This is a genomic window from Salimicrobium jeotgali (assembly GCF_001685435.2).
Lineage (GTDB): Bacteria > Bacillota > Bacilli > Bacillales > Halobacillaceae > Salimicrobium > Salimicrobium album.
Genome location: NZ_CP011361.2, coordinates 22175 through 47635, shown reverse-complemented (window position 1 = coordinate 47635; position 25461 = coordinate 22175). Strand labels below are relative to the sequence as shown.

At 50.1% G+C, this 25461-nt stretch carries 26 protein-coding genes and 1 tRNA gene; 3 read left to right on the top strand and 24 right to left on the bottom strand.

The features are described from left to right. Positions 1 to 3: 3 nt before the first annotated feature. The 12 genes from AAV35_RS00245 to AAV35_RS00190 form a co-directional block, all read right to left on the bottom strand. Positions 4 to 798, bottom strand: a complete 795-nt coding sequence (locus AAV35_RS00245; RefSeq protein ID WP_008590366.1) for an MBL fold metallo-hydrolase — start codon at positions 796 to 798, stop codon at positions 4 to 6. Then, positions 799 to 1680, bottom strand: coding sequence for a two-component system regulatory protein YycI (locus AAV35_RS00240; protein WP_008590365.1), 882 nt, complete (start codon positions 1678 to 1680; stop codon positions 799 to 801). It lies immediately after the preceding gene. Next, the gene (locus AAV35_RS00235; RefSeq protein ID WP_008590364.1) at positions 1680 to 3017 is read right to left on the bottom strand and encodes a YycH family regulatory protein; all 1338 of its coding nucleotides are present in this window, start codon (positions 3015 to 3017) and stop codon (positions 1680 to 1682) included. The genes AAV35_RS00240 and AAV35_RS00235 overlap by 1 nt, the downstream gene beginning before the upstream one ends. Next, positions 3014 to 4867 carry a cell wall metabolism sensor histidine kinase WalK gene (gene walK, locus AAV35_RS00230; RefSeq protein ID WP_008590363.1) on the bottom strand — a complete coding sequence of 618 codons (1854 nt, stop codon included), beginning with the start codon at positions 4865 to 4867 and terminating at the stop codon, positions 3014 to 3016. The genes AAV35_RS00235 and walK overlap by 4 nt, the downstream gene beginning before the upstream one ends. A gap of 6 nt (positions 4868 to 4873) precedes the next feature. Beyond that, positions 4874 to 5578 (bottom strand): response regulator YycF, encoded by a 705-nt coding sequence (gene yycF / locus AAV35_RS00225; RefSeq protein WP_008590362.1) that lies wholly within the window; start codon positions 5576 to 5578, stop codon positions 4874 to 4876. Positions 5579 to 5922: 344 nt separating this feature from the next. Continuing rightward, positions 5923 to 5995: transfer RNA gene (locus tag AAV35_RS00220), tRNA-Phe, on the bottom strand. Positions 5996 to 6071: 76 nt separating this feature from the next. Next, positions 6072 to 6614: an LOG family protein gene (locus AAV35_RS00215; RefSeq protein ID WP_008590359.1), complete on the bottom strand. Its 543-nt coding sequence runs from the start codon at positions 6612 to 6614 to the stop codon at positions 6072 to 6074. Between the two features lie 78 nt (positions 6615 to 6692). Next, positions 6693 to 7985, bottom strand: a complete 1293-nt coding sequence (locus AAV35_RS00210; protein ID WP_008590357.1) for an adenylosuccinate synthase — start codon at positions 7983 to 7985, stop codon at positions 6693 to 6695. 132 nt (positions 7986 to 8117) lie between these two features. Next, positions 8118 to 9479, bottom strand: a complete 1362-nt coding sequence (dnaB, locus tag AAV35_RS00205) for a replicative DNA helicase (RefSeq protein ID WP_008590355.1) — start codon at positions 9477 to 9479, stop codon at positions 8118 to 8120. A gap of 28 nt (positions 9480 to 9507) precedes the next feature. Continuing rightward, complete coding sequence (rplI, locus tag AAV35_RS00200) at positions 9508 to 9954, bottom strand: 50S ribosomal protein L9 (RefSeq protein WP_008590353.1); 447 nt, start codon at positions 9952 to 9954, stop codon at positions 9508 to 9510. Further along, positions 9951 to 11924, bottom strand: a complete 1974-nt coding sequence (locus AAV35_RS00195) for a DHH family phosphoesterase (RefSeq protein ID WP_008590352.1) — start codon at positions 11922 to 11924, stop codon at positions 9951 to 9953. The genes rplI and AAV35_RS00195 overlap by 4 nt, the downstream gene beginning before the upstream one ends. Positions 11925 to 11954: 30 nt before the next feature. Then, complete coding sequence (locus AAV35_RS00190) at positions 11955 to 12902, bottom strand: YybS family protein (RefSeq protein ID WP_008590350.1); 948 nt, start codon at positions 12900 to 12902, stop codon at positions 11955 to 11957. Positions 12903 to 13055: 153 nt separating this feature from the next. Between AAV35_RS00190 and AAV35_RS00185 the strand changes: the two genes are divergently transcribed. After that, positions 13056 to 13871 (top strand): histidinol-phosphatase, encoded by an 816-nt coding sequence (locus AAV35_RS00185; RefSeq protein ID WP_008590348.1) that lies wholly within the window; start codon positions 13056 to 13058, stop codon positions 13869 to 13871. A gap of 248 nt (positions 13872 to 14119) precedes the next feature. On the opposite strand, the gene serA is transcribed toward AAV35_RS00185, so the two are convergent. Beyond that, the gene (gene serA, locus AAV35_RS00180; protein ID WP_008590346.1) at positions 14120 to 15703 is read right to left on the bottom strand and encodes a phosphoglycerate dehydrogenase; all 1584 of its coding nucleotides are present in this window, start codon (positions 15701 to 15703) and stop codon (positions 14120 to 14122) included. 216 nt (positions 15704 to 15919) lie between these two features. Between serA and AAV35_RS00175 the strand changes: the two genes are divergently transcribed. After that, positions 15920 to 17596, top strand: a complete 1677-nt coding sequence (locus AAV35_RS00175; RefSeq protein WP_008590344.1) for a peptide ABC transporter substrate-binding protein — start codon at positions 15920 to 15922, stop codon at positions 17594 to 17596. Positions 17597 to 17730: 134 nt separating this feature from the next. Beyond that, positions 17731 to 18366 carry a YczE/YyaS/YitT family protein gene (locus AAV35_RS00170; RefSeq protein WP_008590343.1) on the top strand — a complete coding sequence of 212 codons (636 nt, stop codon included), beginning with the start codon at positions 17731 to 17733 and terminating at the stop codon, positions 18364 to 18366. 53 nt (positions 18367 to 18419) lie between these two features. Here AAV35_RS00170 and AAV35_RS00165 read toward each other — a convergent pair whose 3' ends face one another. The 11 genes from AAV35_RS00165 to AAV35_RS00115 all read right to left on the bottom strand — a co-directional run bounded on the left by AAV35_RS00165 (position 18420) and on the right by AAV35_RS00115 (position 25458). After that, positions 18420 to 18947 carry a YceI family protein gene (locus AAV35_RS00165; RefSeq protein WP_008590341.1) on the bottom strand — a complete coding sequence of 176 codons (528 nt, stop codon included), beginning with the start codon at positions 18945 to 18947 and terminating at the stop codon, positions 18420 to 18422. Between the two features lie 101 nt (positions 18948 to 19048). Further along, positions 19049 to 19348, bottom strand: coding sequence for a TIGR04104 family putative zinc finger protein (locus AAV35_RS00160; RefSeq protein ID WP_073991971.1), 300 nt, complete (start codon positions 19346 to 19348; stop codon positions 19049 to 19051). Between the two features lie 104 nt (positions 19349 to 19452). Next, the gene (gene rpsR, locus AAV35_RS00155; RefSeq protein ID WP_008590340.1) at positions 19453 to 19677 is read right to left on the bottom strand and encodes a 30S ribosomal protein S18; all 225 of its coding nucleotides are present in this window, start codon (positions 19675 to 19677) and stop codon (positions 19453 to 19455) included. A 47-nt stretch (positions 19678 to 19724) separates the two neighbouring features. After that, positions 19725 to 20207 carry a single-stranded DNA-binding protein gene (gene ssb / locus AAV35_RS00150; protein ID WP_008590337.1) on the bottom strand — a complete coding sequence of 161 codons (483 nt, stop codon included), beginning with the start codon at positions 20205 to 20207 and terminating at the stop codon, positions 19725 to 19727. A 12-nt stretch (positions 20208 to 20219) separates the two neighbouring features. Next, the gene (rpsF, locus tag AAV35_RS00145; RefSeq protein ID WP_008590335.1) at positions 20220 to 20510 is read right to left on the bottom strand and encodes a 30S ribosomal protein S6; all 291 of its coding nucleotides are present in this window, start codon (positions 20508 to 20510) and stop codon (positions 20220 to 20222) included. 120 nt (positions 20511 to 20630) lie between these two features. After that, positions 20631 to 21728, bottom strand: coding sequence for a redox-regulated ATPase YchF (gene ychF, locus AAV35_RS00140; RefSeq protein ID WP_008590332.1), 1098 nt, complete (start codon positions 21726 to 21728; stop codon positions 20631 to 20633). Positions 21729 to 21888: 160 nt separating this feature from the next. Continuing rightward, entirely contained in the window at positions 21889 to 22083 is a 195-nt protein-coding gene (locus tag AAV35_RS00135; protein WP_008590330.1) for a DUF951 domain-containing protein, read from the bottom strand. Then, entirely contained in the window at positions 22067 to 22975 is a 909-nt protein-coding gene (locus tag AAV35_RS00130) for a mechanosensitive ion channel family protein (protein WP_040609415.1), read from the bottom strand. The genes AAV35_RS00135 and AAV35_RS00130 overlap by 17 nt, the downstream gene beginning before the upstream one ends. Before the next feature lie 98 nt (positions 22976 to 23073). Beyond that, positions 23074 to 23778, bottom strand: a complete 705-nt coding sequence (locus tag AAV35_RS00125) for a DUF554 domain-containing protein (protein ID WP_008590327.1) — start codon at positions 23776 to 23778, stop codon at positions 23074 to 23076. Positions 23779 to 23867: 89 nt separating this feature from the next. Next, on the bottom strand, positions 23868 to 24704 hold the full coding sequence (locus AAV35_RS00120; RefSeq protein ID WP_008590325.1) for a ParB/RepB/Spo0J family partition protein: 837 nt from the start codon (positions 24702 to 24704) through the stop codon (positions 23868 to 23870). Continuing rightward, entirely contained in the window at positions 24685 to 25458 is a 774-nt protein-coding gene (locus AAV35_RS00115) for a ParA family protein (protein WP_008590323.1), read from the bottom strand. Before AAV35_RS00115 ends, AAV35_RS00120 begins: the two co-directional genes overlap by 20 nt. Positions 25459 to 25461: the final 3 nt, after the last annotated feature.

Here is a 25461-nt window from a genome sequence, read left to right as displayed (position 1 = left end):
CGGTTATACATCATACATGGATGTCGGTTTTTCGGGAAAAGTATCGTGCACTTCGAGCCGTGACCCGACTTCAAATCCTCTTTCTTTCAAAATGTTGGATACCGACATGTTCGCAAGGTCGATCATATTGTTATCAAGACTTAAGTGAGCCAGATAAATACGTTTCGTATTGTCGTCGATGATATCGGTGAGCGCAAGCGCCGAATCTTCGTTGGAGACGTGGCCGACGTCCCCAAGTATGCGCCGCTTCACACTCCACGGATAGCGCCCCATCCGCAGCATGTGTACGTCATGGTTCGCTTCAAAAATATAGGCATCCGCTTTCTCAACCGTTTTCTTGATTCTTTCCGAGACGTAGCCGAGGTCCGTGACGAGAGCTGCTTTCTTCCCGTCCTGGTGGAAGGTGAAAAACATCGGGTCGGCCGCATCGTGGGAGACGGCGAACGACTCGACGTCGATGCCTCCGAACGTCTGCACACTCTCCCTCGGAAAGTGGAACTTCTGATCCAGCGGCACTTTCCCGATCTGGCCTTCCATCGCTTCCCACGTCTTCTCGTTGGCGTGGATGGGAAGCTTGTAGCGACGCGCCATAATCCCGAGACCTTTGATGTGATCACTATGTTCGTGAGTGACAAGAATCCGGGAAAGGTCTTTCGGATCGACGTGTACCTGATGAAGCAGGTTTTCGATCTTCTTACCGGAAAGACCTGCATCCACGAGAATCTTTTCTTCGCCCGATTCGATATAAAACGCATTTCCCGTACTGCCTGAAGCTAGAACACTAAATCGTAGACTCATTTATTCCTCCGTCTCCTCTTCTGATGGCTGTACCGGCTCAGGCGTGCCCGAGCTCAGCTGATTGTCGTAAGCTTTGATCGTCGATTCGATGAAATCTCCTTCATCGTTGGTAAGAACCTGACCGTTCGTCGCGTGGACGAAATAAAATTCTTCCCCGATCCTCACTCTCCACGTAGGGGCGAAGACCTGCTCTCCGTACTCTTCTCCCGCATTCAGGTTGACGAGAGAGTAGTATCCGACTTTCATATCTTCAATTGTATCATTTTCCTGCAAATATCCGTTGTTGTAAAGGAGGGAGACGATATCCATCGGCGGAATCAGGTCCTGCTGGATTTCCTCCGACTCCCCTTCCACCTGCTCAAGAAGCGTCGCCGTATATCCCGTTATTTTTCCGTCCTCGGTGCGGATCATCAGTAGGGCGCCCTGACTGTAGTAAATCGTCCGGTTATTCATCTTCTGAAAAAACAGGGCGGTCGTTTCATCTTCGTTCCATCCCCAGTACGAATAGAGATTGCTGATAGGAATGATATCCGATATGCTCTCTTGGATGTTCTCTTTATCTATGTCCACCGGTTCCTCGAACGTCGCTATGATGAGACGGTCGTTGTACACTTCCACGTTCTGGTTCTCTTTTCCCTGAAGACTGTCCAGCTCCTGCTCGGAAAAACCTTTCGGCGCAGCATTCAGGAAAGTGACGTTCGGCACCTCGGAAGGTACGTTCGAGATATCGATGTTCTGCACTTCAAGCTCTTCTTCGAGTGTCGTATCCGTCTGTTCCTGAATGACATCGTTCTCGCGGTTCGCCCACAGCTGCATCAGAAGGAAAAAATCGAGAAGAAGAAAACTGATAATGAAGATGGTCTTAATCTGTCCCCACTGCATTACACTCCTCCCCCTCTCCGGACGGTCGTATCCACATCCTTGAGCTCTTTCCATTCATCGTTGACCCGGATGAACCAGGCCGGGATCAGATCGTAATAATTGCTGAACCCTCCGCCCTGGGACACAAGTTTATACCCTATTTCGATATCGGTGATTTCCCCTTTATCGTATTTCGGTGAATCGATGATGACCGTTTCCACGGTCTTACCGGAAGCAAGCGTACTTACCTGATTTTCACCCGAATCATCAGCCTCCGCCTGATAAGGGTTGATGGAAACCATGGGACGCGTGTACTCCTGCAGGATACCTTCCTCGAACCGGACATTCATACCTGTGAAATTCTCGCTGTCTTTATGAATCGGCCGGTTGTTGTAGTACATATCGAAACTGACATCGCCGTATGCGGAACGTACATTCCGGACGCGGTACGGGTCTGTGAACCCGTAATGGTTGTTGACGAAGGAGACGCTTTCCTGCAGCACTTCCTCCGGATTGAACGCCGAGGTCGACTGGCTCGAATTTTCCGTAACCAGGTTCAGGTAATGCATCTTTTTCTGCCCGGCGATCAGGTCCATCCGGCTCAGCCCGTCCGAGTGACGCAGGTCGCCTCCGGAAAGAGGGAACTGTTTGACGACACTCGGATCTTCGAACAGTACGTTTTTTAGCGGTTTCGACGGAAGAGTCTCCGTCACCACGACGTCCTTCGGTACTTCTTTGCGCTCAGCCGGCAAGTAAATGCGCCGGTCTTCGTCCTGTTGGAACATTGTGTGCTCTTCCCACATAGAGGCCTCATCTATCTCCTGCATTATCGCGGTCATGTCCCCCGGACGAACTGAAGCCTGGAGCATCTGTCCGCCCTCCGGCGTAAGAAACCTTATTTCCGCTTCGCCGCCTCTCCACTGGACGAAGGCCCGGTCGAAGGATAAAGAGGGGAGAGTCACGTCCTGATTTTCAATAGGGAAAATGTTCCGTACCGATTCCGAACTGAGCGTGGAAGGGAAAATGATTTCAAGGCTCCCCTCTTCCTCCGGAATCTCCGCTTCGGCCACGCTTATATTGAAAAGTGTCCAGTACTGCATCCGCCTGTAGGCTTCTTCAATGTATTCCGGGTTTTTGTATCCATAATGAGTCCCGTCGTCGTGTTGAATGATCTGCTCAGGGGTGAGGAGTTTCCTTACGTTCTTCTCCGTCCCTCCGATGTCCGTTTCCTCAATCAGTCCGTCTCCCTGGTCCACGGTCTCAAGGTTCGGCTGATAATTCCAGAGTGCAAGGGTCAAAAGCAGACTGAAAGCGACCAGAATAATTAAAATGATAGTTTTAATCGCCTCTCGGCTCATTTATTTCCCCTCCGCTTCTGGCGCATGAGCGGGAGCGTGAAGAATACCGTCGTACCTTTACCTTCCTGACTTTCCGCCCATATTTCCCCGTGGTGAGCTTCGATTATTTCCCGGGCAATAGCGAGACCGAGACCGGTACCGCCGATTTCCCGGGATCTTGCTTTGTCGACCCTATAAAACCGGTCGAATATTTTCTCTACCGTGTGGGCCGGCATCCCGAGCCCTTCATCTTTAATGCTTACCTGCAGTTTCTGCCGCACCCGCTTCACGGCGAAGTGGATCGTACCGCCTTCCGGTGAGTACTTCGTGGCGTTGGAGATGACGTTATCGAGCACCTGCGTCACTTTGTCCTTATCCAGCCACACGTACACATTGTCAGACGGCAGCTGTTTTGAAAACTGGATATCTTCCCTCTTGTTCATCTCGAAACGTTCGATGATCTGTTCAAGGAAAGATACGAACTCCACTTTTTCTTTATAAAAACTCGATTCCTTATGGTCCATCTTCGTCAGCTGCAGCAGATCGTTGACGAGCCGGATCATCCGGTCGGTTTCGTTCTGCGTCACGTCGAGGAATCTCGGAGCGATCTCCTCGTCCCGCCAGGCACCGTCATTGAGTGCTTCCAGATAGCTGCGCATCGTCGTGAGCGGCGTACGCAGTTCGTGGGAGACGTTGGAGACGAATTCCCTCCGTTCCTGATCGGCACGCTGCTGTTCAGTTACGTCACTGATAACGGTGATGAACCCGTTCATTTCGTAATGTTCGTCTTGAACGACGGAGAAGTTGGCTTTCAGCAGCAGGTGCTGATCATTCGTACTCATATCGACGATCACGGAATCGAGGTCTTCCATCTCCTTCGCACTCGACACCTGGTCCTCGAGGCCGAGGACGTCGATCAGCGGTTTCCCCTGCACCTGCTCAAAGCGTTGGCCGATCAGGTGCGAGGCGGGAGCGTTCATCAGTGTGATAATACCTAAACGGTCCGTGGCGATCACCCCGTCCGACATGTGGGAAAGGACGGAACTGAGCTTTCGCCGTTCGCCTTCCGTCGTCGCCTGAGAGATCTTCAGTTTGTCGTTCAGGTCGTTGAACGTGTGGCCGAGCTGGCCGATTTCGTCGTTTCCGTGGACGTTCACTTTCTGGGAAAAGTCCCCGGTCGCCATAATCTGCGCCTGTCTTCGCATCTCGATGAGCGGCTTCGTAATCGTACCGGCTACGATTATTCCGAGTATCGCCGTAACGATAATGGAAATGACTGTTCCGTTTGCGAAAATCGTATTGATATCCTGAAGCTCTTCATACACCGGACTCATGTCCGCTTCAAAATAAATGGCCGCCACCGTTTCGTCCACGTCATTCGTAATGGTACGCGTTCCGACCCACAGCCTCTGCCCCGTCTCGGAATCGACCCGTGTCTCCGGGCTCGACTGGTCCTGAAGAAGGAATGCAGAAAGAACGTCCGGATTTGTAGTCTTTTTCCCGACGTTCGCCTGAGGGGTCGCATCTCCGCTTGCGTAGGCGGCGATAACGACGTTCGACCCTTCCTCTATTACCTGCAGCTGTCTGATTTCATTCCGTACGTACCCTTCGTTGAACGAATTCAGAATGCTCTGGACGTCGCTCTCAAGAGACGGATCCTCTTCAGTCCTGTCCTCTTCGAAGGCCTGCTGAATGTTGAAAGCCAGAGCGTCCAGCCGGCTTTCCACAGACTCCGTAAAGTTATTCTCCAGCTGTGCTTCCAGCCGATCGACGAAATAGGCACCGATCACCTGAAGACCGAGCAGAATAAGCAGGATGTATACAATAATCAGCTTCAGCCGGACCGACTGAAAAAAACCAACCTTACTCATACACGCCTACTCCTGTTCGGGATTTCTTAAATAATAACCGACACCGCGTCTGGTAACGATCCAGGCCGGAGTGCTCGGATTCTCCTCGATTTTTTCACGAAGGCGTCTGACAGTTACGTCGACTGTCCGGACGTCTCCGTAATAGTCATACCCCCACACCGTCTCCAGCAGATGTTCCCTGGTCATCACCTGTCCCGTATGGCGGGCCAGGTAATAAAGAAGTTCGAACTCACGGTGAGTCAGCTCAATATAGTTCCCGTCCCTTTTGACCGTGTAGGCATCCGGCTGGATACTGAGACGGCCGATTTCGATTTCCTTGGTACGCTGCACCCCTTCTTCCGGGTCATGCTGCTGGCGGCGAAGGTTCGCTTTTACACGTGCGATGAGTTCGCGGTTGCTGAACGGTTTCGTAACGTAATCATCCGCACCCATTTCAAGGCCGAGTACTTTGTCGATTTCGGCATCTTTCGCCGTAAGCATAATAATCGGCATGGCGTGCGTCTTCCGGATCTCCCGGCACACTTCGTTCCCATCTTTTTCCGGAAGCATAATGTCCAGAAGAACAAGATCGGGATCTTCCTCTTTGGCGCTCGCGATCGCCTCGTCCCCGTCGTGGGCACAAACGACCTGGTAGCCTTCTTTCTCCAGGTTGAATTTCAGTATATCCGCAATCGGTTTTTCATCATCTACTACTAATATTTTGTGAGCCATGTACGTTCACTTCCCTTTCTTCTGAACTTTCGTGCTCCTTATCTATTCTAACTCATTTTTTTTATCTTGTCCTTTTTTGATGAAAGAAAAAGGAGCCGGTACTTGTGAAAAAGATGGTCGTTGACGGTGTTTGTGCCGATCGGGAGGTTGCAGTCTTCACGAAGGGCACGATAATAGAGGAATCGTTACTTTCACGCCTCCTGCGTACTTCCGAACGTAATGATTACGCGATAATCGTTACCTCCGGAGGAGAATCGTACCCCCGGAGGTAACGATTTCTGCTTCTGCCTGAATTTTTTTATAAAAAAAGTACCCTGATTAATATCAGAGTACTTCGTCTGGAGTGGCTCGGGACGGAATCGAACCGCCGACACACGGATTTTCAGTCCGTTGCTCTACCGACTGAGCTACCGAGCCGCGGGAATGACAGGCGCCAATGCCTGAGGACGAAACCTATCTTACCATAGCTTGTCGCTGTCGGCAATAGCGGGTATCATTTCTTTACTTCCCACAAAGCATTTACAAGGTCGGCGGGGTCTTCTTCCAGCTTCAGACGGTTCGCATGTTCAAGGTCCACAAATCCGGATTCTACAGCATGTTCCACCATCGTCATAAAGGGGGTGTAGTAACCTGCCGCGTTCAGCAGTCCGACCGGCTTATGGTGGATACCTATCTGCGCCCACGTAATCGTCTCCGTCAGTTCTTCAAGCGTACCGAAACCTCCGGGAAGGGCGATATAGCCGTCCGCGAGTTCGGCCATTTTCGCTTTCCGCTCATGCATCGTCTCCACCTGGATGAGCTGCGTCAGTTTCGTGTGGGACACTTCGATGCCGTCGAGCTGGCGGGGCATGACGCCGATCACTTCACCGCCCTCCAACAGCGCACCGTTAGCGAGAGCACCCATCAATCCCGCACTCGACCCTCCGTAGACGACCGTGATTCCCTGTCTGGCGAGCAGCCTGCCGAGTTCACCGGCCTTTTTTTCATACTCGGGGTTCGTTCCTTTACGGGACCCCGCAAAAATACATATTTTCATCTTTATTCCTCCCGAACCGAATTTATTCTGAATAAAGGAAAGACCCTTTGACTATGCAAAAGGTCTTTGGCAAAACGTTTACGATTCCCGGTAGACACTGCGTACCACGTTCGTCTGCGTGCGGTCCGGGCCGACGGAGAAAATGGACAGCGGGATGCCGGTAAGCTGAGCAATACGCTCCAGATAGTGACGCGCATTCGCCGGCAGGTCATCCAGACTTTCCGCTTTCGTAATGTCTTCCTCCCAGCCCGGAAGCTCTTCGTATACAGGCTCACATTCCGCCAGTTTCTTAAGGCTCGCCGGGAATTCTTCGATAATCTCGCCTTTATACTTATAGGACGTACAGATTTTCAGCGTGTCGATACCTGTAAGTACGTCCAGGGAATTCAGCGATAAATCGGTGATACCGCTCACGCGGCGGGCGTGACGGACGACGACACTGTCGAACCAGCCGACGCGGCGAGGACGTCCGGTCGTCGTTCCGTACTCATTTCCGGTTTCACGGATCTGATCTCCGATTTCGTCTGTCAGTTCCGTCGGAAAAGGTCCGTCTCCGACTCTCGTCGTGTAGGCTTTGGAGACGCCGACGACGTTCTTGATCTTCGAAGGCCCGACACCGGCGCCGATCGTTACTCCGCCTGCAATCGGGTTGGAGGATGTAACGAATGGATACGTCCCCTGATCGATATCAAGCATGACCCCCTGCGCTCCTTCAAACAGAACGCGGCGTCCTTCGTCGAGGTTATCGTCCAGAACGACGGAGGTGTCGCATACATACTTTTCGACCTCCTGGCCGTACTGATAGTATTCTTCAAGGATATCGTCGATCTCAAACGGGCGGTCTCCGTATACCTTCTCGAACAGACGGTTTTTCTCGGCCAGGTTCTGTTCCAGTTTCTCCCGGAAGCTTTCCTTATCCAGAAGATCCGCGATCCGTATACCCATACGGGCTGCCTTATCCATATAGGCAGGACCGATTCCTTTTTTCGTAGTACCGATCTTGTTATCACCTTTATCCGCTTCCTGAAGCTCGTCGAGTTTCAGATGATAGGGAAGGATGACGTGCGCCCGGTTACTGATACGCAAGTTGTCCGTTGAAATACCGTGCTCATGTAAATAGGCCAGTTCTTCCTTCAGTGCTTTCGGATCGATGACCATACCGTTTCCGAGCACGCAAAGTTTATCTTCAAAGAAAATCCCTGAAGGAATCAGGTGCAATTTATATGTAGCATTATCAAATTTGATTGTGTGACCTGCGTTATTCCCACCCTGATAACGGGCTACGACTTCCGCATGCTGGGATAGATAATCCGTAATTTTGCCTTTTCCTTCGTCTCCCCACTGGGTTCCGACTACTACTACTGATGACATGAAGACACCTCCTGCATTAATTCTTATTCAGTTTACCAATAATCCGGAATATCGTCAACAAAAACCGAACATTATTCAATTAAAATCTGTAAACATTCGTTAAATTCTTTGATTATAAAAATCCCCTCTGCGCTAGGCAGGGGGGATATCTGAATCGCTGTAGCGGTGATCAAGGTCGACGAACTTGTTGTACTCTTTCACAAAGGCAAGCTCGACGTTGCCGACCGGGCCATTCCGCTGTTTCGCTATAATGATTTCGATAATGTTCTGGTTCTCCGATTCCTGGTCGTAATAATCATCCCGGTACAGGAAACCGACGATATCGGCATCCTGCTCAATCGACCCGGATTCCCTAAGGTCTGACATCATCGGGCGTTTGTCCTGACGTGATTCCACACCGCGGGACAGCTGGGAAAGTGCGATGAGCGGAACGTTCAGTTCACGCGCCAGCCCTTTCAGGGAACGGGAGATTTCCGATACTTCCTGCTGGCGGTTCTCCCGGGAGTTGCCGCTCCCCTGAATGAGCTGCAGGTAGTCGATGAGGATCATTCCGATGCCGTGCTCCTGTTTGAGACGACGACACTTCGACCGGATTTCGTTCACGCGCACGCCCGGCGTATCGTCTATATAAATTCCTGCGTTAGACAGGCTTCCCATCGCCATCGTCAATTTGTTCCAGTCATCGGATTCCATTTTCCCTGTACGCAGACGCTGAGCGTCTATGTTGCCTTCCGCACAGAGCATACGGGAGACGAGCTGATCGGCGCCCATTTCCAGACTGAAGATCGCAACGTTCTCTCCTGTCTGACCGGCTACGTTCTGCGCGATATTCAGGGCGAATGCCGTCTTACCCATCGACGGACGGGCCGCGATGATGATCAGGTCGTTCCGCTGGAAGCCGGAGGTGATCGTATCGAGATCCCTGTAGCCGGTAGGGATTCCGGTGATGTTGCCGTCACTCTGATGAAGCTGTTCAATATTATCGTACACGTCGATCAGGACGTCTTTAATATTTTTGAAAGCCTGCGAGTTCTTCCGCTGGGACACATCGAGAATTTCTTTTTCCGCCTGGTTCAGTACGTCCTCGATGTCATCTTCTTCCGCATAGCCGTTCGTCACAATTTCCGTCGCTGTCCGGATCAACTGCCGGAGCGTCGATTTCTCGCTGACGATATCCGTGTAGTAGCTGATGTTTGCAGCGGTCGGCACCGAATTGGCGATGTCGCTCAAATAGGAAACCCCGCCGATCTCTTCGAGTGTCCGGTTGTTCGACAGGGCTGTCGTCACCGTCACGAGGTCGATCGGTTCTCCACGATCGGAAAGCCCGAGCATCACTTCAAAAATCCGCTGGTGGCTGGCACGATAAAAATCTTCAGGAAGCAGATGTTCAGCCGCAGTCGTCATCGCCGAAGGCTCCAGGAAGACGGCGCCGAGCACCGCCTGTTCCGCTTCTATATTGTGAGGCGGCGTACGGTCCTGAAAAAATTCATTCACTGGTTTTGCCTCCTCTTAATCATTGCTCCTATTTCTCCGCTACGTGTACCCGGATCGTTCCGGTCACTTCAGGATGAAGCTTCACCGGAACTTCCGTGTATCCGAGCGTACGGATCGGGTCGTCCATCTCGATCTTACGTTTGTCGATGGAGATGTCGTGGTCTTTCTTCAACTGCTCGGAAATCTGTTTGCTCGGAATCGAGCCGAAGAGGCGGCCGCTGCCCCCGGATTTAGCTGCAAGCTTCACTTCGATATTTTTAAGTTCCTCTTTCAGCTGCTTCGCTTCTTCCACTTCCTGCTGAGCTTTTTCTTCTTCTTTTTTGTCCTTGGCTTTCTGTGCGTCCACGTTCGCTTTCGTAGCCTCGACAGCAAGGTTGTGTTTCAGAAGATAGTTGCGGGCGTAGCCGTCGGAGACGTTCTTGATTTCTCCTTTTTTGCCTTTGCCTTTGACGTCTTTGTTGAATATTACTTTCATTCTTCTTCTCCCCCTTCAAAATACTCGTCGATTATATCTTGCAATAATGCTTTCGCATCTTCAATCGTTGTGTCTTCAAGCTGGGTGGCGGCGTTCGTGAGGTGCCCGCCGCCGTTCATCTGTTCCATGATCACCTGTACGTTTACGTCTCCGAGGGACCGGGCGCTTATGCCGACCTGGCCGTCTTTCCGGTCGGATATGACGAAAGAGGCTTCGATACCGCTCATCGTAAGGAGCGTATCGGCAGCCTGGGCGATGACAACCGGACCGAAGATATCCCCTTTTTCCGCAGCCGAAATAGCGACGCCGTCCCTGTAGATTTCCGCCTGCTCAATCAGACGGCTCCGCCGGACGTAGATATCGAGATCCTCTTTCAGGAATTTCTGCACGAGGACAGTGTCCGCCCCTTTACCTCTCAGGTAGGAAGCGGCGTCGAACGTCCGCGATCCTGTACGGAGGGTGAAACTCTTCGTATCGACGATGATACCTGCGAGGAGCGAGGTGGCTTCAAGCATCGACAGTTTCAGTTTCTTCGGCTGGTACTCCAGAAGCTCGGTGACCAGTTCCGCCGTCGACGAAGCGTATGGTTCCATGTAGACGAGCGTCGGATCCGCAATGAAGTCTTCCGCTCTTCTGTGGTGGTCGATGACGACGACGTGTTCTGTTTTGTTCAGAAGTTTCTCCTCGGCTACCATTTTCGGTTTATGCGTATCCACGACGACAATCAGCGTCTCGTTCGTAACGGTTTCCAGGGCCTCATCCGGAGATATGAAATAATCCCACAGTTCTTCGTCTTTTTTGATTTCATCCATCATCCGCTGCACACCCGTATCAACATCTTCCGGATCCACGACGATCGATGCCTCTTTCTGGTTGGCCTGTGCGATTTTCAGAATACCGATTGCCGCGCCGACCGAATCCATGTCCGGTGACTTGTGGCCCATGACAAGCACTTTCTCACTGCTCTGGACGAGATCCTTCATAGCGTGGGAAATAACGCGGGCCCGTACGCGGGTCCGTTTTTCCATCGGATTCGTCTTCCCGCCGTAAAAGCGTACTTTTCCAGTCTCATCTTTAATGGCCACCTGATCACCGCCGCGACCGAGAGCAAGGTCGAGACTGGACTGGGCCAGGTCGCCCATCTCAGGGAGCGTAATCGGGCCGACGCCGATACCGAAGCTTAACGTAAGCGGCATATTCTGATCCGTAATCAGCTCACGGACCTCGTCGAGAATTTCGAATTTCGTCTTCTCGAGTCCGGCCAGAATCTCTTTTGTCATCACGGCGACAAACCGTTCCTGGGACGTGCGCTTCAAGTAAATGCCGTGCTCGTCCGCCCATTTGTTCAGAATCGATGTCACTTGGGAGTTGATGCGGCTTTTCGACGTATCGTCCATCCCCTGGGTGAGCTCTTCATAGTTATCAAGGAAGATAACCGCCAGCACGCTCTGCTCATTCCGGTAGCGCGATTCCACCTCGGTCTGTTTCGTCCGGTCGAACAGATACAGCAGCCGGTCTTCCTGCTTCATGATAGTCTGCATCTGGTTACCGCCGAGATTAATCCACGCTTCGTCTTTATTCTCTTTAATGTTCGGAATCAGTTTCTCCGACAGTTCGTTCAGCGAGGAGCCTACTACGGTATCTCCATCCACAAACTTATTCATGTAGGGGTTCGCCCATTCCACTTTATAGTTGTCACTATACAGAATGATGCCGATCGGCATTTCGAGAAGGGCTTCTTCCCCCACTTTTTTCACCCGATAGGAAAGAGTCGATATATATTCCTCTGTGTCATTGATCACCTGCTGTTCGGTACGGATACTGTAAAAAATCGAACCGATAAGCAGCAGCGTCATCACGAGTCCAAACATCCACTGATAATACCAGATGAAAGCCAGCAGAATTACGGACAGGAAGTAAATTAACCATAAATGTCCGCTCATCGCGGATGTTTTCTTTACATTTGCCATTCGCTTCAGCTCCTATTAAGAATCTCCGAGCTATTTCTTTTTTTCCACTTTATCCCTTAACGGGAATCCTATATCAATTATACCCAAGATGCGAACGAGATAAAGAAAGAGTTGCGGCAGCAGAACCGACAGTATGATTGCCATGATCGGCACCGCTTTGGGCCACTGTTTCTCCCGGCTGTAGAAAAAGATAAACGAAAAACCCTGGAGAATAAGCAGCATGCCCGTCAGCAGCGATACGTTGACGGCCGCCATGTACCATATTCCTTCCCCGTCCATAAATATCAGATTGAGAATCATGGCGATGAAGTAATACCACAAAATAGCGACAGGTAGCCTCATCTCCCGCACCGGCGGGAAGAAGAGACCGGCTTTTTCAAGACGGTTGAGCAGTTTGTAACTCAGCCACTGACTGATAAGCGCCATCGCTATTCCGGTAACGGCGAGAATACCCGGTAAGTAGTCCGGCAGACTCTCCATCTGTTCCCGGAGTATCTGCACGGTCGCTTCGGTTTCTTCTCCGCCAATGGAAGTGAGTACGTCCTGTGTCATACTGATGGACTGATCGATGGCCCGCTGAATTTCCTCCATCCAGTTTAATCCAAACAGCAGCTGTGTCAAAACATAAACAGCTACGAGGCCGCCAATAAAACCGAGCGACCCCGATATCCACGTTTCGTAAGCGTTTCTTTTGTTATACATCGCCCCACCAAGGCTCACTCCGCCAAGTCCCGAAAGCAGCGTAACCGGAAACGAGAACACGGTGGCCACAATCGATGCAAGCACGGTAGCTCCGACAAGCATCACCAGCCCCGGTTTGAACCCGAAATGGTAACTGTAAATGACAAACGGTACAGGGAGCGCAAACATTAAGAAAGTCCCGATAATCGGGATCGGTAAAAACAGAAGAATGAGGAGCATTACCAGGTAAATACCTGTCAACAGCGCTCCTTCCGTAATTTGTTTCGTATTTTTCATTTCGTAACCCCGCTTTTTTTCACCATAAATAGCTCTCCCTATTCTAACATAGACAGGAGGTTCCGGGTCGAATGAAAAGTAATGATTTTGCCTCTGCCTGCCAATACTGTTATGATGATTTTTAATTACAGGGAAGAGTGGAGGAGGAAAAATATGCGTACTGATTACCACGTACATATGGCGGAAACAGGGAAACTGAGCGTCGATTATCTGAAAGACTACGTCCGAAAGGCGAAAGAAGAGGGAATCGAAGAGCTCGGCATCTCGGAACACGCCTATTTTTTTCAGGAAACACGTCCAATCCTTTCCAATCCGTGGGTGGAAAACCGCAGAACCCTCGATTTCAGCGACTATCAGGCGCTTTTCGATGAAGCGGAAAAAGAGAACCTCGGCGTGAAGATGGGAATCGAAATGGACTACATGCCGGGAAAAGAAAAAGAGATGGAAACGTTCATCAAGGAACATCCTTTCGACTACGTGATCGGCTCCGTCCACTGGATCGACGAGTGGGGAATCGACCTTGCCATCTACCGGGAAGAGTACGAAAACCGTAACGTATACGACGTGTACGAACAGTATTTCGACCGCGTCGTCACGCTCGCCGAGTCCGGACTTTTCGATTTCGTCGGGCACATCGACGTCATCAAAGTGTTCGGCTATGAACCGGACGACCAGGAGTTTCTGCAGCGTCAGTACGACCGGGCTGCGAGTGCCCTCGCGAAAACCGGGACGCTGATTGAAATCAGTACGGCCGGGCTCCGCAAACCGGTAGGGAAAATGTATCCGGAACCCGATTTTCTTAAGACGTGCAAAGAGTACGGCGTCGGCATTACGCTCTGCTCCGACGCTCATAAGCCGGATCATCTCGGCTACCGTTACGATGAAGCGGTGGAGTTTGCGAAATCCATCGGGTACGACGAAGTCCATACGTTCACCCGCCGGGAAAAGTCCGCTCACCCGCTTACCTGAACAGAGAAACCGCCTCCCGGGGCGGTTTTTTTATGCAGTGCGATACGATTTCGTTCCCTTCAGAACGGAAAAACGGCGCCAAAGGTAACGATTTACTTCGAATCGTGCCGGTCGTCTCCCCATTCCTCTTTTCAACGGCACGATTCCGTCGTTTTCCTTCCCTTCAGGCACGTAAATGGCTTCCGAAGGTCACGATAACAGCTTCCCATAAAAAAACCTCCGGGCAGCCGGAGGTTTCCTTCATTCTTTTACAGTTTCAAATACTGAACGCGGTTAATATCTTCGACGTGGGCCAGATGTTCCTGACATTCCGGTCCCACTTCCTTATCGATCGTCAAAATCATGATAGCGGCACCGCCGATGTCGGTACGACCCACCTGCATCGTCGCAATGTTGACGTCGTGCTCGGCAAGCAGGCTTCCCACGCGGCCGATCGCCCCGGGCTGGTCTTTGTGATGGATACTGATCAGGTGTCCCTCCGGTATGACGTCCACGGAGTAGCCGTCGAGACGGACGACCCGGGCTCCGAGTCCATTCAGCAGCGTTCCTCCAATGCTTCGCGTCTCTTCATCCGTTTCAAGTTCCACTGTCAGAAGGTTCGTAAAGCCTTTTGTCGATGTCGTTTTCTGCTCATTGATTTCGATTCCTTTGTCTTTGGCTATCTTGTAGGAATTAACGTCATTCACACGATTACCGACAAAAAGCTGAAGCACGCTTTTCACTACTTTTCTCGTGAGCGGTGTCGGATCGACGTCCGTAAGCTCACCCGAATAATAAACGTTGATGTTGTTCAGCCCGCCGCGGACGATGCTGCCGAGAAAAGCACCCAGTTTTTCCGAGAGGGTAATGTAAGGTGTGAGTTTGTCCTGCATTTCTTCCGGTATAGACGGAATGTTCACCGGCTGTTTCGCATTTCCTCCGCGCAGCACTTCCATTACGTCGTTGCTCACGTCGACCGCCACGTTCTCCTGGGCTTCGACTGTGCTCGCTCCAAGGTGCGGAACACTTACGACCTGCGGAAGTTCAAGCAGTTTGTTGTTAATGGCCGGCTCCTCCTCGAACACGTCGAGCGCCGCTCCGGCTATTTTGCCGGACTGCAGTGCTTCGTAAAGGGCTTCCTCCTCGATGATACCGCCACGGGCACAGTTGAGGATTCTCGCTCCGTCTTTCATTTTCGCAAACGCATCCTTATTGATAAGATGATGCGTTGCAGCGATAAGCGGCGTATGTACGGTTATAAAATCCGCCTGAGCGAGGACTTCATCAAGTGTACCGTGCTCCACTCCCGCTTTCTCCGCTTTTTCCCGGGTCAGAAACGGGTCGTAGGCGATTACGTTCATCCGGTGCCCCTTGGCCCGGCGCGTAACTACCCGGCCGATACGACCAAAACCGACGACACCGAGCGTCTTATTCTTCAGCTCCACACCGACGTATTTCTTACGGTCCCAGTTTCCCTGCTGAAGAGAATGGTAGGCCTGCGGAATATTACGTGCCATTGACATAAGCATAGCCATCGTGTGTTCCGCCGTGGAAATCGTGTTACCGTCCGGAGCGTTTACAACAACGACCCCGTTATCTGTCGCCGCATCGAGATCGATATTATCGACTCCGACTCCCGCACGACCGACAATCTTCAGATTTACGCCATGCTCCAGCACTTCCTTCGTCACCTGCGTCTGGCTTCTTACGATAAGTGCATCCGCTTTAGCTACTTCTTCCAGAAGCTCCTCCTTTTCCATGGAAGGTTTCTGAATGACTTCGGTGTCTGCCGCTTCCAGAAGCGGTTTAATCCCGTCTTCGCTCAACGGGTCACTGATGAGTACTCGATGCATAATACAATTCCTCCTTTAGAGTCGCTGATTATATTAGAAACAGGAAAACCTCCCGTGAATCTAAAAAATATATAATTCATTATCCTATCAGAGACCGGCGTAATGTCAATCTATTGAGATATTTCGCTACTTGAAATTATTAAAGGAAAACTGTATACTCAAAAAAGTAACATTATTCTGAAAAGTTCTACATACTATAAGAGGGGGGAAAAGAGAGTGAGCAGAAAACTGTTTTTAGGCCTTATTTTATCCATCACTTTATTATTTGTTCTGGCCGCCTGTGGCGGTAACGGAGGAAACGAATCTTCCAGCGAAGGATCGGAGGGCGAGTCTTCGGAAGGATCGGATTCCGGAAGTGATCAGTCCATTTCTTTCACTGCAAAGAGTGAACTGCCGAGTATGGATCCGAGTCTCATTACCGACTCCGTAGCTTTCCAATGGGCGGGCGAGACATATGAAGGCCTCTACCGTCTCGACGAAAATGGCGAACTGGCCGAAGGGATCGCCAAAGATCACGAAGTATCGGAAGACGGTACGACGTGGACATTCAACCTGCGGGAGGACGCCCAGTGGGAAAACGGTGACCCGGTCACGGCTCACGACTTTGTGTACGCCTGGCAGCGTGCCGTCAATCCGGAAACAGGTTCCGAGTACGGACCGTATTTCCTCGGCGGCGTAGTGAAGAACGCTTCCGCTATCGCTGACGGAGAAATGAAACCGGAAGAGCTCGGCGTAAAAGCCGTCGACGATTATACGTTTGAAGTAAATCTGGAACAGCCCGTTCCTTACTTTGACAGCATGACCGTCTTCATCACGTTTATGCCTCTTAATAAGAGTTACGTCGAAGAACAGGGCGACAGCTTCTCTACGGAAGCGGACAACACACTTGCCAACGGTCCTTTCAAGATGACGGAATGGAAACACGGCGAAGGATGGAAAGTCGTGAAGAACGAAAACTACTGGGATGCCGATACTGTAGAACTGCAAGAGATTGATGTAAAAGTCATTAAAGAAACGTCTACGGCCGTCAACCTGTTCCAATCGGGAGAACTGGACCAGGCGGAACTGAATGCGGAATTCGTGGATGAGTACCGCTCCTCCGAACACTTCAATGTCGTAGAAAACCCTTATCTGTACTTCTTCAAATTCAACCAGGAGCATGAAGTGCTCGGCAATGCCGATGCCCGTAAAGCCATGTCCATGGCGATCGACCGTAAGTCGCTGACAGATGTTATTTTGAACGACGGCTCCGTACCGGCTAATGGTTATGTACCTTCGAACTTTGTAACCGTACCCGGTTCGGACGGAAAAGATTTCCGTGAAGTCCAGGGACCTCTTGTCGGCCACGATGTGGAAAAAGCGAAAGAACACTGGGACAAAGCTCTTGAAGCACTCGGTAAGGATTCTGTGACTCTCGAACTGATGGGTGACGATACAGATTCTTCCCAGAACGCCATGGCTTACTACAAAGAGCAGCTCGAAACCAATCTTGAAGGTCTCTCCGTCAAGGTCGTGGAGGTACCGTTCAAAGAGCGCGTACGTCGTGATCAGGAAAGCGAATTCGAAATCGAAGCCGCTACCTGGGGCCCTGACTATGCCGATGCGAACACGTACCTGAACATGTACCTTACTGATGGACAGAACAACAATATGAACTACTCAAGTGAAGAATATGACAGCCTCATCAACAAAGCGAATACAGAACTTGCACAGAAACCTGAAAAACGTTATGAAACATTCATGGAAGCAGAACGTCTTCTTATCGAAGAAGATGCCGCTGTCGCTCCCCTTTACCAGGATGCGAAATCACAACTGCTCCGCTCGAATATCGAAGGAGTCTTCCCTACAGCTACCGGGCCGAACTTCGAATTCAAGTGGGCAAGCGTCAAGTAACTACGTAAACGTACTAAACCCTTGTAGGAATCCCTGCAAGGGTTTAGTACTGTCATTCTGATTTTTGCCTTTTCATTGAAAAAAATCCCTGGGTTTTGTATAGTAACAGGATACATAATAAGGAGGGATGCACAGTGAAAAGGATTTATCAGCGGGCCGGGTACTATTTCTCCGGACTGCTCATACTCACTCTCGGCATCTCTCTCACGGTTCTCGGCGGACTGGGAACTTCCCCCTTCGACGCGCTGCTCGTCGGTTTGTACCGTACCGTCGGCCTGACGATCGGCAGTTGGGAAATCGTCGTCGGTATTTCGATGATTATTTTCAACGCGGTGGCCGAAAAAAGACGTCCCGAAATGCTCGCCATCGTCACTTCTCTCATTACCGGGGCCGGAATCGACTTCTGGGTCTTTACGCTGGAGGGGATCGTCACTCCGGAAAGTGTATGGCTGCAGAGTATTGTATTCTTTCTCGGTATGGTCATATCAGCGCTCGGCATCTCTATTAACCTGCAGGCGGATTTTGCTCCTATCCCGTTTGACCGGATGATGCTCGTCATTCATAACCTTACCGGATGGAACGTAACGATATCACGTGCTGCCATCAGTGTCGTACTCGTCCTTTTCGCTCTTTATTTCAACGGGGCTGTAGGAATGGGTACCATTATCATTATGCTTTTCAGCGGCGTATTCATCCAGTATTTCATGGGCTGGATCCAGCGTTTCGACCGTACCCTCCTCTCCGAAGACCAGCGAAAAATTCAGTATTAAAAACCGGACTGCCAGGGCGCCCCTGACAGTCCGATTTTCTTTACCCGTTTACTTTATTCTACGATGAATTCGAAGTTTCCTGTAAATTTCACATCACGGCCGAGCATTACGCCGCCGGTTTCGAGCGGTGCGTTGAACGCTACGCCATATGCTTCACGGTTGATTTTTCCTTCTACGTCAAAGCCGGCTACAGTGCTGCCGTCCATCGGGCTTTTCGAAGTCCCGTTGTATTCGACAGTGAATGTTTCCTCGTTGGTGACGCCTTTCATCGTGAAGTCACCTGTGAACTTGTATTCATCATCAGAGATTTTCTCGATTTTTTTGCTTACGAACTCAAGGTTCGGATGGTTTTCCGCTTCAAAGAAATCTCCGTTTTTCAGGTGATCGTCACGGTCTTTTTGTCCGGTGTCGATGGATTCAACCGGAATCACTACTTTAACAGAAGCATTCTCCAAATCTTCAATACTTCCGTCGAAATCGACATCAAAGTTTTGGAAAGTACCCTTCGCTTTGGATACCATCATGTGTTTAATCTGAAAATCAAGACTGCTGTGAACTTTGTCTAGTGCTACGCTTGCCATTGTTATACCTCCAATATTTCGAATCTGAGATAATTATAAGGTATATTTATCTCGAATGCAAGATATATTTAAATCAAAAAATAGAAGACGTCTGTCTCCTTTCAATACAGAGCTTCCTGTTCACTGGTAAGCTTGTAGACGCGGGGGATTACGAAAATCATCAAAATGAAAAATAAAGCGAACAGCATCGTAATCGACCATAACAGCGGAAGATCGAACAGTGCCTGAGCGATAAGAATGAGAAACACAAGCAGCATATACATACTGCCCCGCTTCCTTGATGTAGCCGTCACGTACTGCATCGTTCCGCACGAGGGACATGTGCCTCTCGCCTGTACGGAAAGTTTTCTCCATACGTCTCTCCGCCTCCACCTGTAGCCGCAATGATCACAAATCGGCACCTTTTCTCCCCCCCCCTTATTGAATATCTTTCTCTCAAGAATAACAAAATTCCATAAAAAAATCTCCCGACTCTTCGAAAAAAGCCGGGAGATTCCGTCTGCTACTATTCAGTGGAATAAGGAAGCAGAGCCATTTGACGGGAGCGTTTGATAGCTTTCGTCAATTTACGCTGATATTTTGCAGACGTTCCTGTTACCCGGCGAGGAAGAATCTTCCCACGCTCAGAGATGAAACGTTTAAGCAGCTCAGTGTCTTTGTAATCGATATGGGTTATGCCATTTGCTGTGAAATAACAAACCTTCTTACGTCTACGTCCACGACGTGCCATATGCGTTCACTCCTTTTCATTTAGAATTTGTAAAGAGTACCGTACTCTTAGAATGGTAGATCATCATCCGATATGTCAATAGGTTCCCCGTCATCTGCGAACGGGTCATCATTTTTTGACTGTCCGTAATTACCTTGTGATGGTTGGTTCTGATTGCCCTGGTATCCTGAAGACTGATCGCTGCGGGAACTTTGTCCGCCGCCGGAACTGCCTTTTGATTCCAGAAACTGGACGCTGTCGGCTACGACTTCCGTAACAAACACACGACGACCTTCTTTGTTATCGAAGCTCCGGGTCTGCAACCGTCCGTCTACACCGACCTGACTGCCTTTACTCATAAAGTTCGCCAGGTTTTCCGCTGCTCTTCTCCATACGACGCAGTTAATGAAATCTGCATCGTTGTTTCCCTGGTTGTTGGAAAACGGACGATTTACAGCGATGGTGAAATTAGCGACAGCTACACCATTCGGTGTATAGCGCAAATCAGGATCCTTCGTTAACCTGCCGACTAAAACGACACGATTCAACATCAGACCACCCCTTTATTGATCGTCTTCGCGTACAGCGATATGACGAATAATATCATCAGAGAACTTAGCCTGGCGATCAAATTCATTGATAGCGTCAGCTGTTCCTTTGAAATTGACTGTTACATAGATACCGTCGCGATAATCTTTGATTTCGTGGAAAAGGCGACGTTTACCCATTTCTTTTGTCTCATCAATCTCCGCACCGTTCTCAGAAAGGATATTGTTGAAGCGTTCTTTGACAGAAGTCTTCGCATCCTCCTCAATATCCGGGCGGATGATGTACATGATTTCGTAATTTCTCATCCGTGTTCACCTCCTTATGGACTTAGCGGCCTTCTGCTCTGCAAAAGGCAAGGAGTAATCGTATATTATTACTCACAGCTAGTTATAATACCATAATTCCTGATTTTTTGCAACCATCACTTAAACATTGAATCGGAAGTGGATGACGTCTCCGTCTTTTACGATATACTCTTTACCTTCTAAACGTACTTTACCGTTTTCCTTGGCTTTCGCCATGGAACCGCCTTCGATGAGATCCTCATATGACACAGTTTCGGCTTTGATGAACCCTTTTTCGAAATCGGTGTGGATGATTCCTGCCGCCTGCGGAGCAGTCATCCCTTTGCGGAAGGTCCATGCCCGGACTTCTTCCTCGCCGGCTGTAAAATAAGTGGCCAGACCAAGAAGGTTGTACGTAGCTTTAATGAGCTGGTCGAGACCGGCTTCTGCAATTCCCAGGTCTTCGAGGAATTCTGCTCTTTCCTCCCCTTCAAGCTCGGCGATTTCCGATTCGATTTTTGCGCAGATGGTGATGACTTCTGCATCTTCTTTCTTCGCAAATTCACGAATGCGCTTCACGTTTTCATTTTCAGCTTCACCGATTTCATCCTCTGCGACGTTCGCCACATAAAGAATCGGTTTTGCTGTAAGCAGGTGCAGCCCTTTCCGGTATTTCTCCTCTTCTTTCGAGAGTTCCAGGGCGCGGGCCGGCTGTTCGGATTCAAGTGCTTCTTTCAGACGGGTGAGCACGTCTTTCTCGGCGAGCGCTTCTTTATCTTTCTGTCTCGCCATTTTTTCCACACGGTCGAGACGTTTGTTGATTGTTTCGAGATCGGCAAGGATCAGTTCCAGATTAATAGTTTCAATATCTGAGATCGGATCGACCCGACCGGAAACGTGGGTCACTTCATCGTCCTCGAAAGCACGGACGACGTGACAGATCGCATCCACCTGACGAATGTGGGAGAGGAACTGGTTACCAAGTCCTTCCCCTTTACTGGCACCTTCGACGATGCCGGCGATATCCGTAAATTCAAAAGCAGTGGGGGTCGTTTTTTTCGGATTCACAAGTGCCGTAAGCTTCTGCAGACGGGCGTCCGGAACTTCCACGATGCCGACGTTCGGGTCGATCGTTGCGAACGGATAGTTCGCAGAGACGGCTCCCGCCTGTGTAATTGCGTTAAATAGCGTAGACTTTCCGACGTTCGGTAAGCCTACAATTCCTGCTGTTAGTGCCATTTAGGTTTTCCTCCTTAGAGACTTTGCGCATATGTCATACCAATTATAGATAGTACACTCCAAAATAACAACCGATAGAAAAGGAAAAAAGAGTCCTCACTATCGGCTGAAATAAATGATTTCCGCTATGAAAATCGTTATATTGTTCCACGTGAAACAGTCAGTCTTCGGCTTTCACCAGTACTTTCTTCATCTTTTTGTTGAACTCACGCCGGGGGACCATTACACTGTGCCCGCATCCTTCACATTTAATACGGATGTCCGCGCCCATTCTGATAATCTTCCACCGGTTCTCCCCGCACGGATGAGCTTTTTTCATTTCCACTATATCATTCAGCTTATACTCTTTCTCCATCTTGCACCCCTCCTGTACCTTCTCGTGAATACATAACAATACGAGGGAACGGAATTTCAATCCCTTCCTCATCAAGACGCAGCTTCACTTCCTTCCTGATTGCCCTTCCGACAGGCCAGTGTTCCATCGGCAGCGTCTCGGCGAAGATACGCAACGTGATCTCAGAAGGCGCCAGGTCCACGACCCCCAATACTTCAGGCGTGGAAATCATACTGCTGTAGCGGGAAGGCATTTCTTTAAGCAGCTCATTGATTACCTGCTCCGCTTTCTCGAAATCACTCTCATAGGCCACTTTCACATCGACGATCGCAGCAGCATTATCGATGGAATAGTTCGTTACCTGGGTAATGTTTCCGTTCGGAATGATGTGGATTTCGCCTCCCCAGCTTTTTACTTTACTGGTCCGGAGTCCAATTTCTATTACGAACCCTTCCACGCCGGCTGTCCCGATGAAATCACCGACAGAGAACTGGTCTTCGAAGATGATGAAGAATCCGCTTATAATATCCCGGACCAGGTTCTGAGCACCGAAACCGATGGCAAGTCCTGCGACCCCGGCCCCGGCGATCAGTGCTCCCACGTTAATGGAGAACGTCTCGAGGATCATTACGAGGGCTGTGAAATACACGACGTAGGTCAGCGTATTTTTGGACAGCTTCGTCAGCGTCGTTTCCCTTCGCACGGAAATGCGGAAAGGACCTTTCTTCCTTCTGCCGTAAAACTGATCGATAATCTTCGTACCTACTTTAATTACCACCGTTGCAAGTATTAGGATGAAAATGACCTGGAGCACTGCTTCCCCTAATCTGATCCAGAGTTCAGGGTTCATCAGAACCTCTTTCCATATATCCCAGGTTTCTCTCACGGTTTCCCCTTCTCCGTTCAACGACATCACCTCTTTCTCTATTCTGCCTGCTGTTGATTACAAATGTATGAAAATTATGCAGGAAAGTAAAGAAAGGCGCAGCTGCCACCTTTCTCTTACTCCCGTCAGAAAAGCTGCTGGATGTAAATGATGACCCCTACCATGACGAGGGCAGGTAAGAGGTTCGCTACACGTATTTTGGTGACATTAAGGATGTTCAGACCGATCGCTACGATCATAAGACCCCCGGTGGCAGTCATATCCGTTATAAACAGATCAAGCATCTGCTCCGGCACCCACCGGTTTATCTGCGTAGCCAACAAGGCGATACTTCCTTCATAAAGGACGACCGGGATGACAGAGAAGATCACTCCCACCCCGAACGTAGAGGTCAGCACGACGGCTACGAAACCGTCGATGATTCCTTTCGTGATAAGCACTTCGTGATCGTTCCTCAATCCCCCGTCCAGCGCTCCGATTACAGACAAAGCCCCTATTACGAAGATGAGGGATGCCGTAATGAAAGCTTCGGCAAGTCCTGTCTGGGAACCTGATTTCATGAACTTCCGCTCCAGCCACTTTCCGAAGGCCTCCAGCCGTTCTTCCAGATGAAGGGATTCACCGATAATCGCTCCCGACAGGAGGCTTAAGAGAACTATTACGATGCTGTTCACTTCGAACCCCATCTGCAGTCCGATCAGTATGACAGCAAGACCGACGCCGTTCATGACCGTCTCTTTGAAAGTTGCCGGTATCTTCGTAAAGAAAAGACCGACAAGCGTTCCTCCCACAATACATATTCCGTTGATTATCGTCCCCAGCAGTACCATATTTTCCCCTTCTTCCTGCACGAAACCGTAAAAAGTAATGCCGTCCCCCTCCCCGACTGTCCGGAAAAGGAAACGACAGTTACTGTTCTTTATTGATCAAACCAGTGGAGAAGTCTTTCCAGATCTTCGTCACTTGCGAATTCGATTTCGATTTTTCCTTTTTTCTTTCCTTTTTTGATTTTTACCCCGGTCCCGAGCCGCTGCTTCAGCACGTCTTCCCGTTCCTGAATAAAAATATCTTTCTTTTCTTTCGCTTTACTCTTTACAGCCGGCTGATTCAGGCGGGACACCAGCTGCTCCGTCTGTCTGACGTTCAGTCCTTCGTTCTCGATCCGCACAGCTACAGAAAGCAGTTTACTGTCATCTTCGAGGCTTAAAAGAGCCCGGGCGTGTCCCATCGTCAGCAGTCCTTCATTCACTTTTTGCGTGATTTCGGGCGGAAGTGACAGGAGACGTACGAGGTTGGCGATATGGGAGCGGCTTTTTCCGAGACGTTCCGAAAGTTCCTGCTGGGTAACGCCCAGTTCTTCCATAAGGTTGCGATAGGCCGCTCCTTCTTCGAGAGCGGTCAAATCTTCCCGCTGCAGGTTCTCCAGCAGCGCAAGTTCCATCATTTGCTGGTCGGTCATTTCCCTTACGACCGCCGGGATCTTCTCGAGACCCGCCATTTTTGCAGCGCGGAACCTCCGTTCTCCCACTACTATTTCGTATCCGCGGATACTTTTTCTAACGATGATCGGCTGCAGAATGCCATGTTCTTCAATGGACGTTTTCAGTTCTTCAATCGCTTCTTCTTCGAATTCTTTCCGGGGCTGATAAGGATTGGGACGACACTTGTTCAGTGAAACTTCCTTTATCTGCTCATCTCTGGATGCTTCCTCTTCCGAAAAGAAAGCGTTCAGACCCCTACCTAACCCTTTCGCCATTGGCAACCACTTCCTTTGCGAGTTCTAAATAGACTTCGGCTCCGCGGGAACGGGGGTCATAGGTGATGATCGGCTCCCCGTAGCTCGGAGCTTCTCCGAGACGGACGTTTCGCGGTACTACTGCTTCATACACACGATCCTGAAAATATTTCTTCACTTCCTCCATCACCTGGGAGGCCAGATTCGTCCGGGCGTCGAACATCGTAAGTACCACACCTTCGATCAGCAGCTGTTTGTTCAAATGCTTCTGTACCAGCCTGATGGTGTTAAGCAGCTGACTCAACCCTTCCAGGGCATAGTATTCGCACTGCACAGGAATCATAACCGTATCGGACGCTGTAAGGGAATTGAGGGTAAGCAGCCCGAGTGAAGGGGGGCAGTCAATGATGACGTAGTCATAATTCTCTTTAACTTCATCAAGAGCATTCTTCAGACGGACTTCCCGGGAAATCGCCGGGACCAGTTCGATTTCGGCACCGGCCAGCTGAATAGTGGCGGGAATGACGTCGAGACGTTCCGTGGAGGTCTGTTTAAGTACGCTCGTTATGCTTACTTCTTCGATAAGCACGTTATAGATGCACTTTTCCGTCTCGCCTTTTTCCACACCTACTCCGCTCGTTGCGTTTCCCTGAGGGTCGATGTCGACGAGCAGAACGTTATATCCTAAATGCGCAAGACCTGCACTCAAGTTCACCGAGGTCGTCGTCTTTCCGACTCCCCCTTTTTGATTTGCGATAGAAATGATCTTTCCCATTCC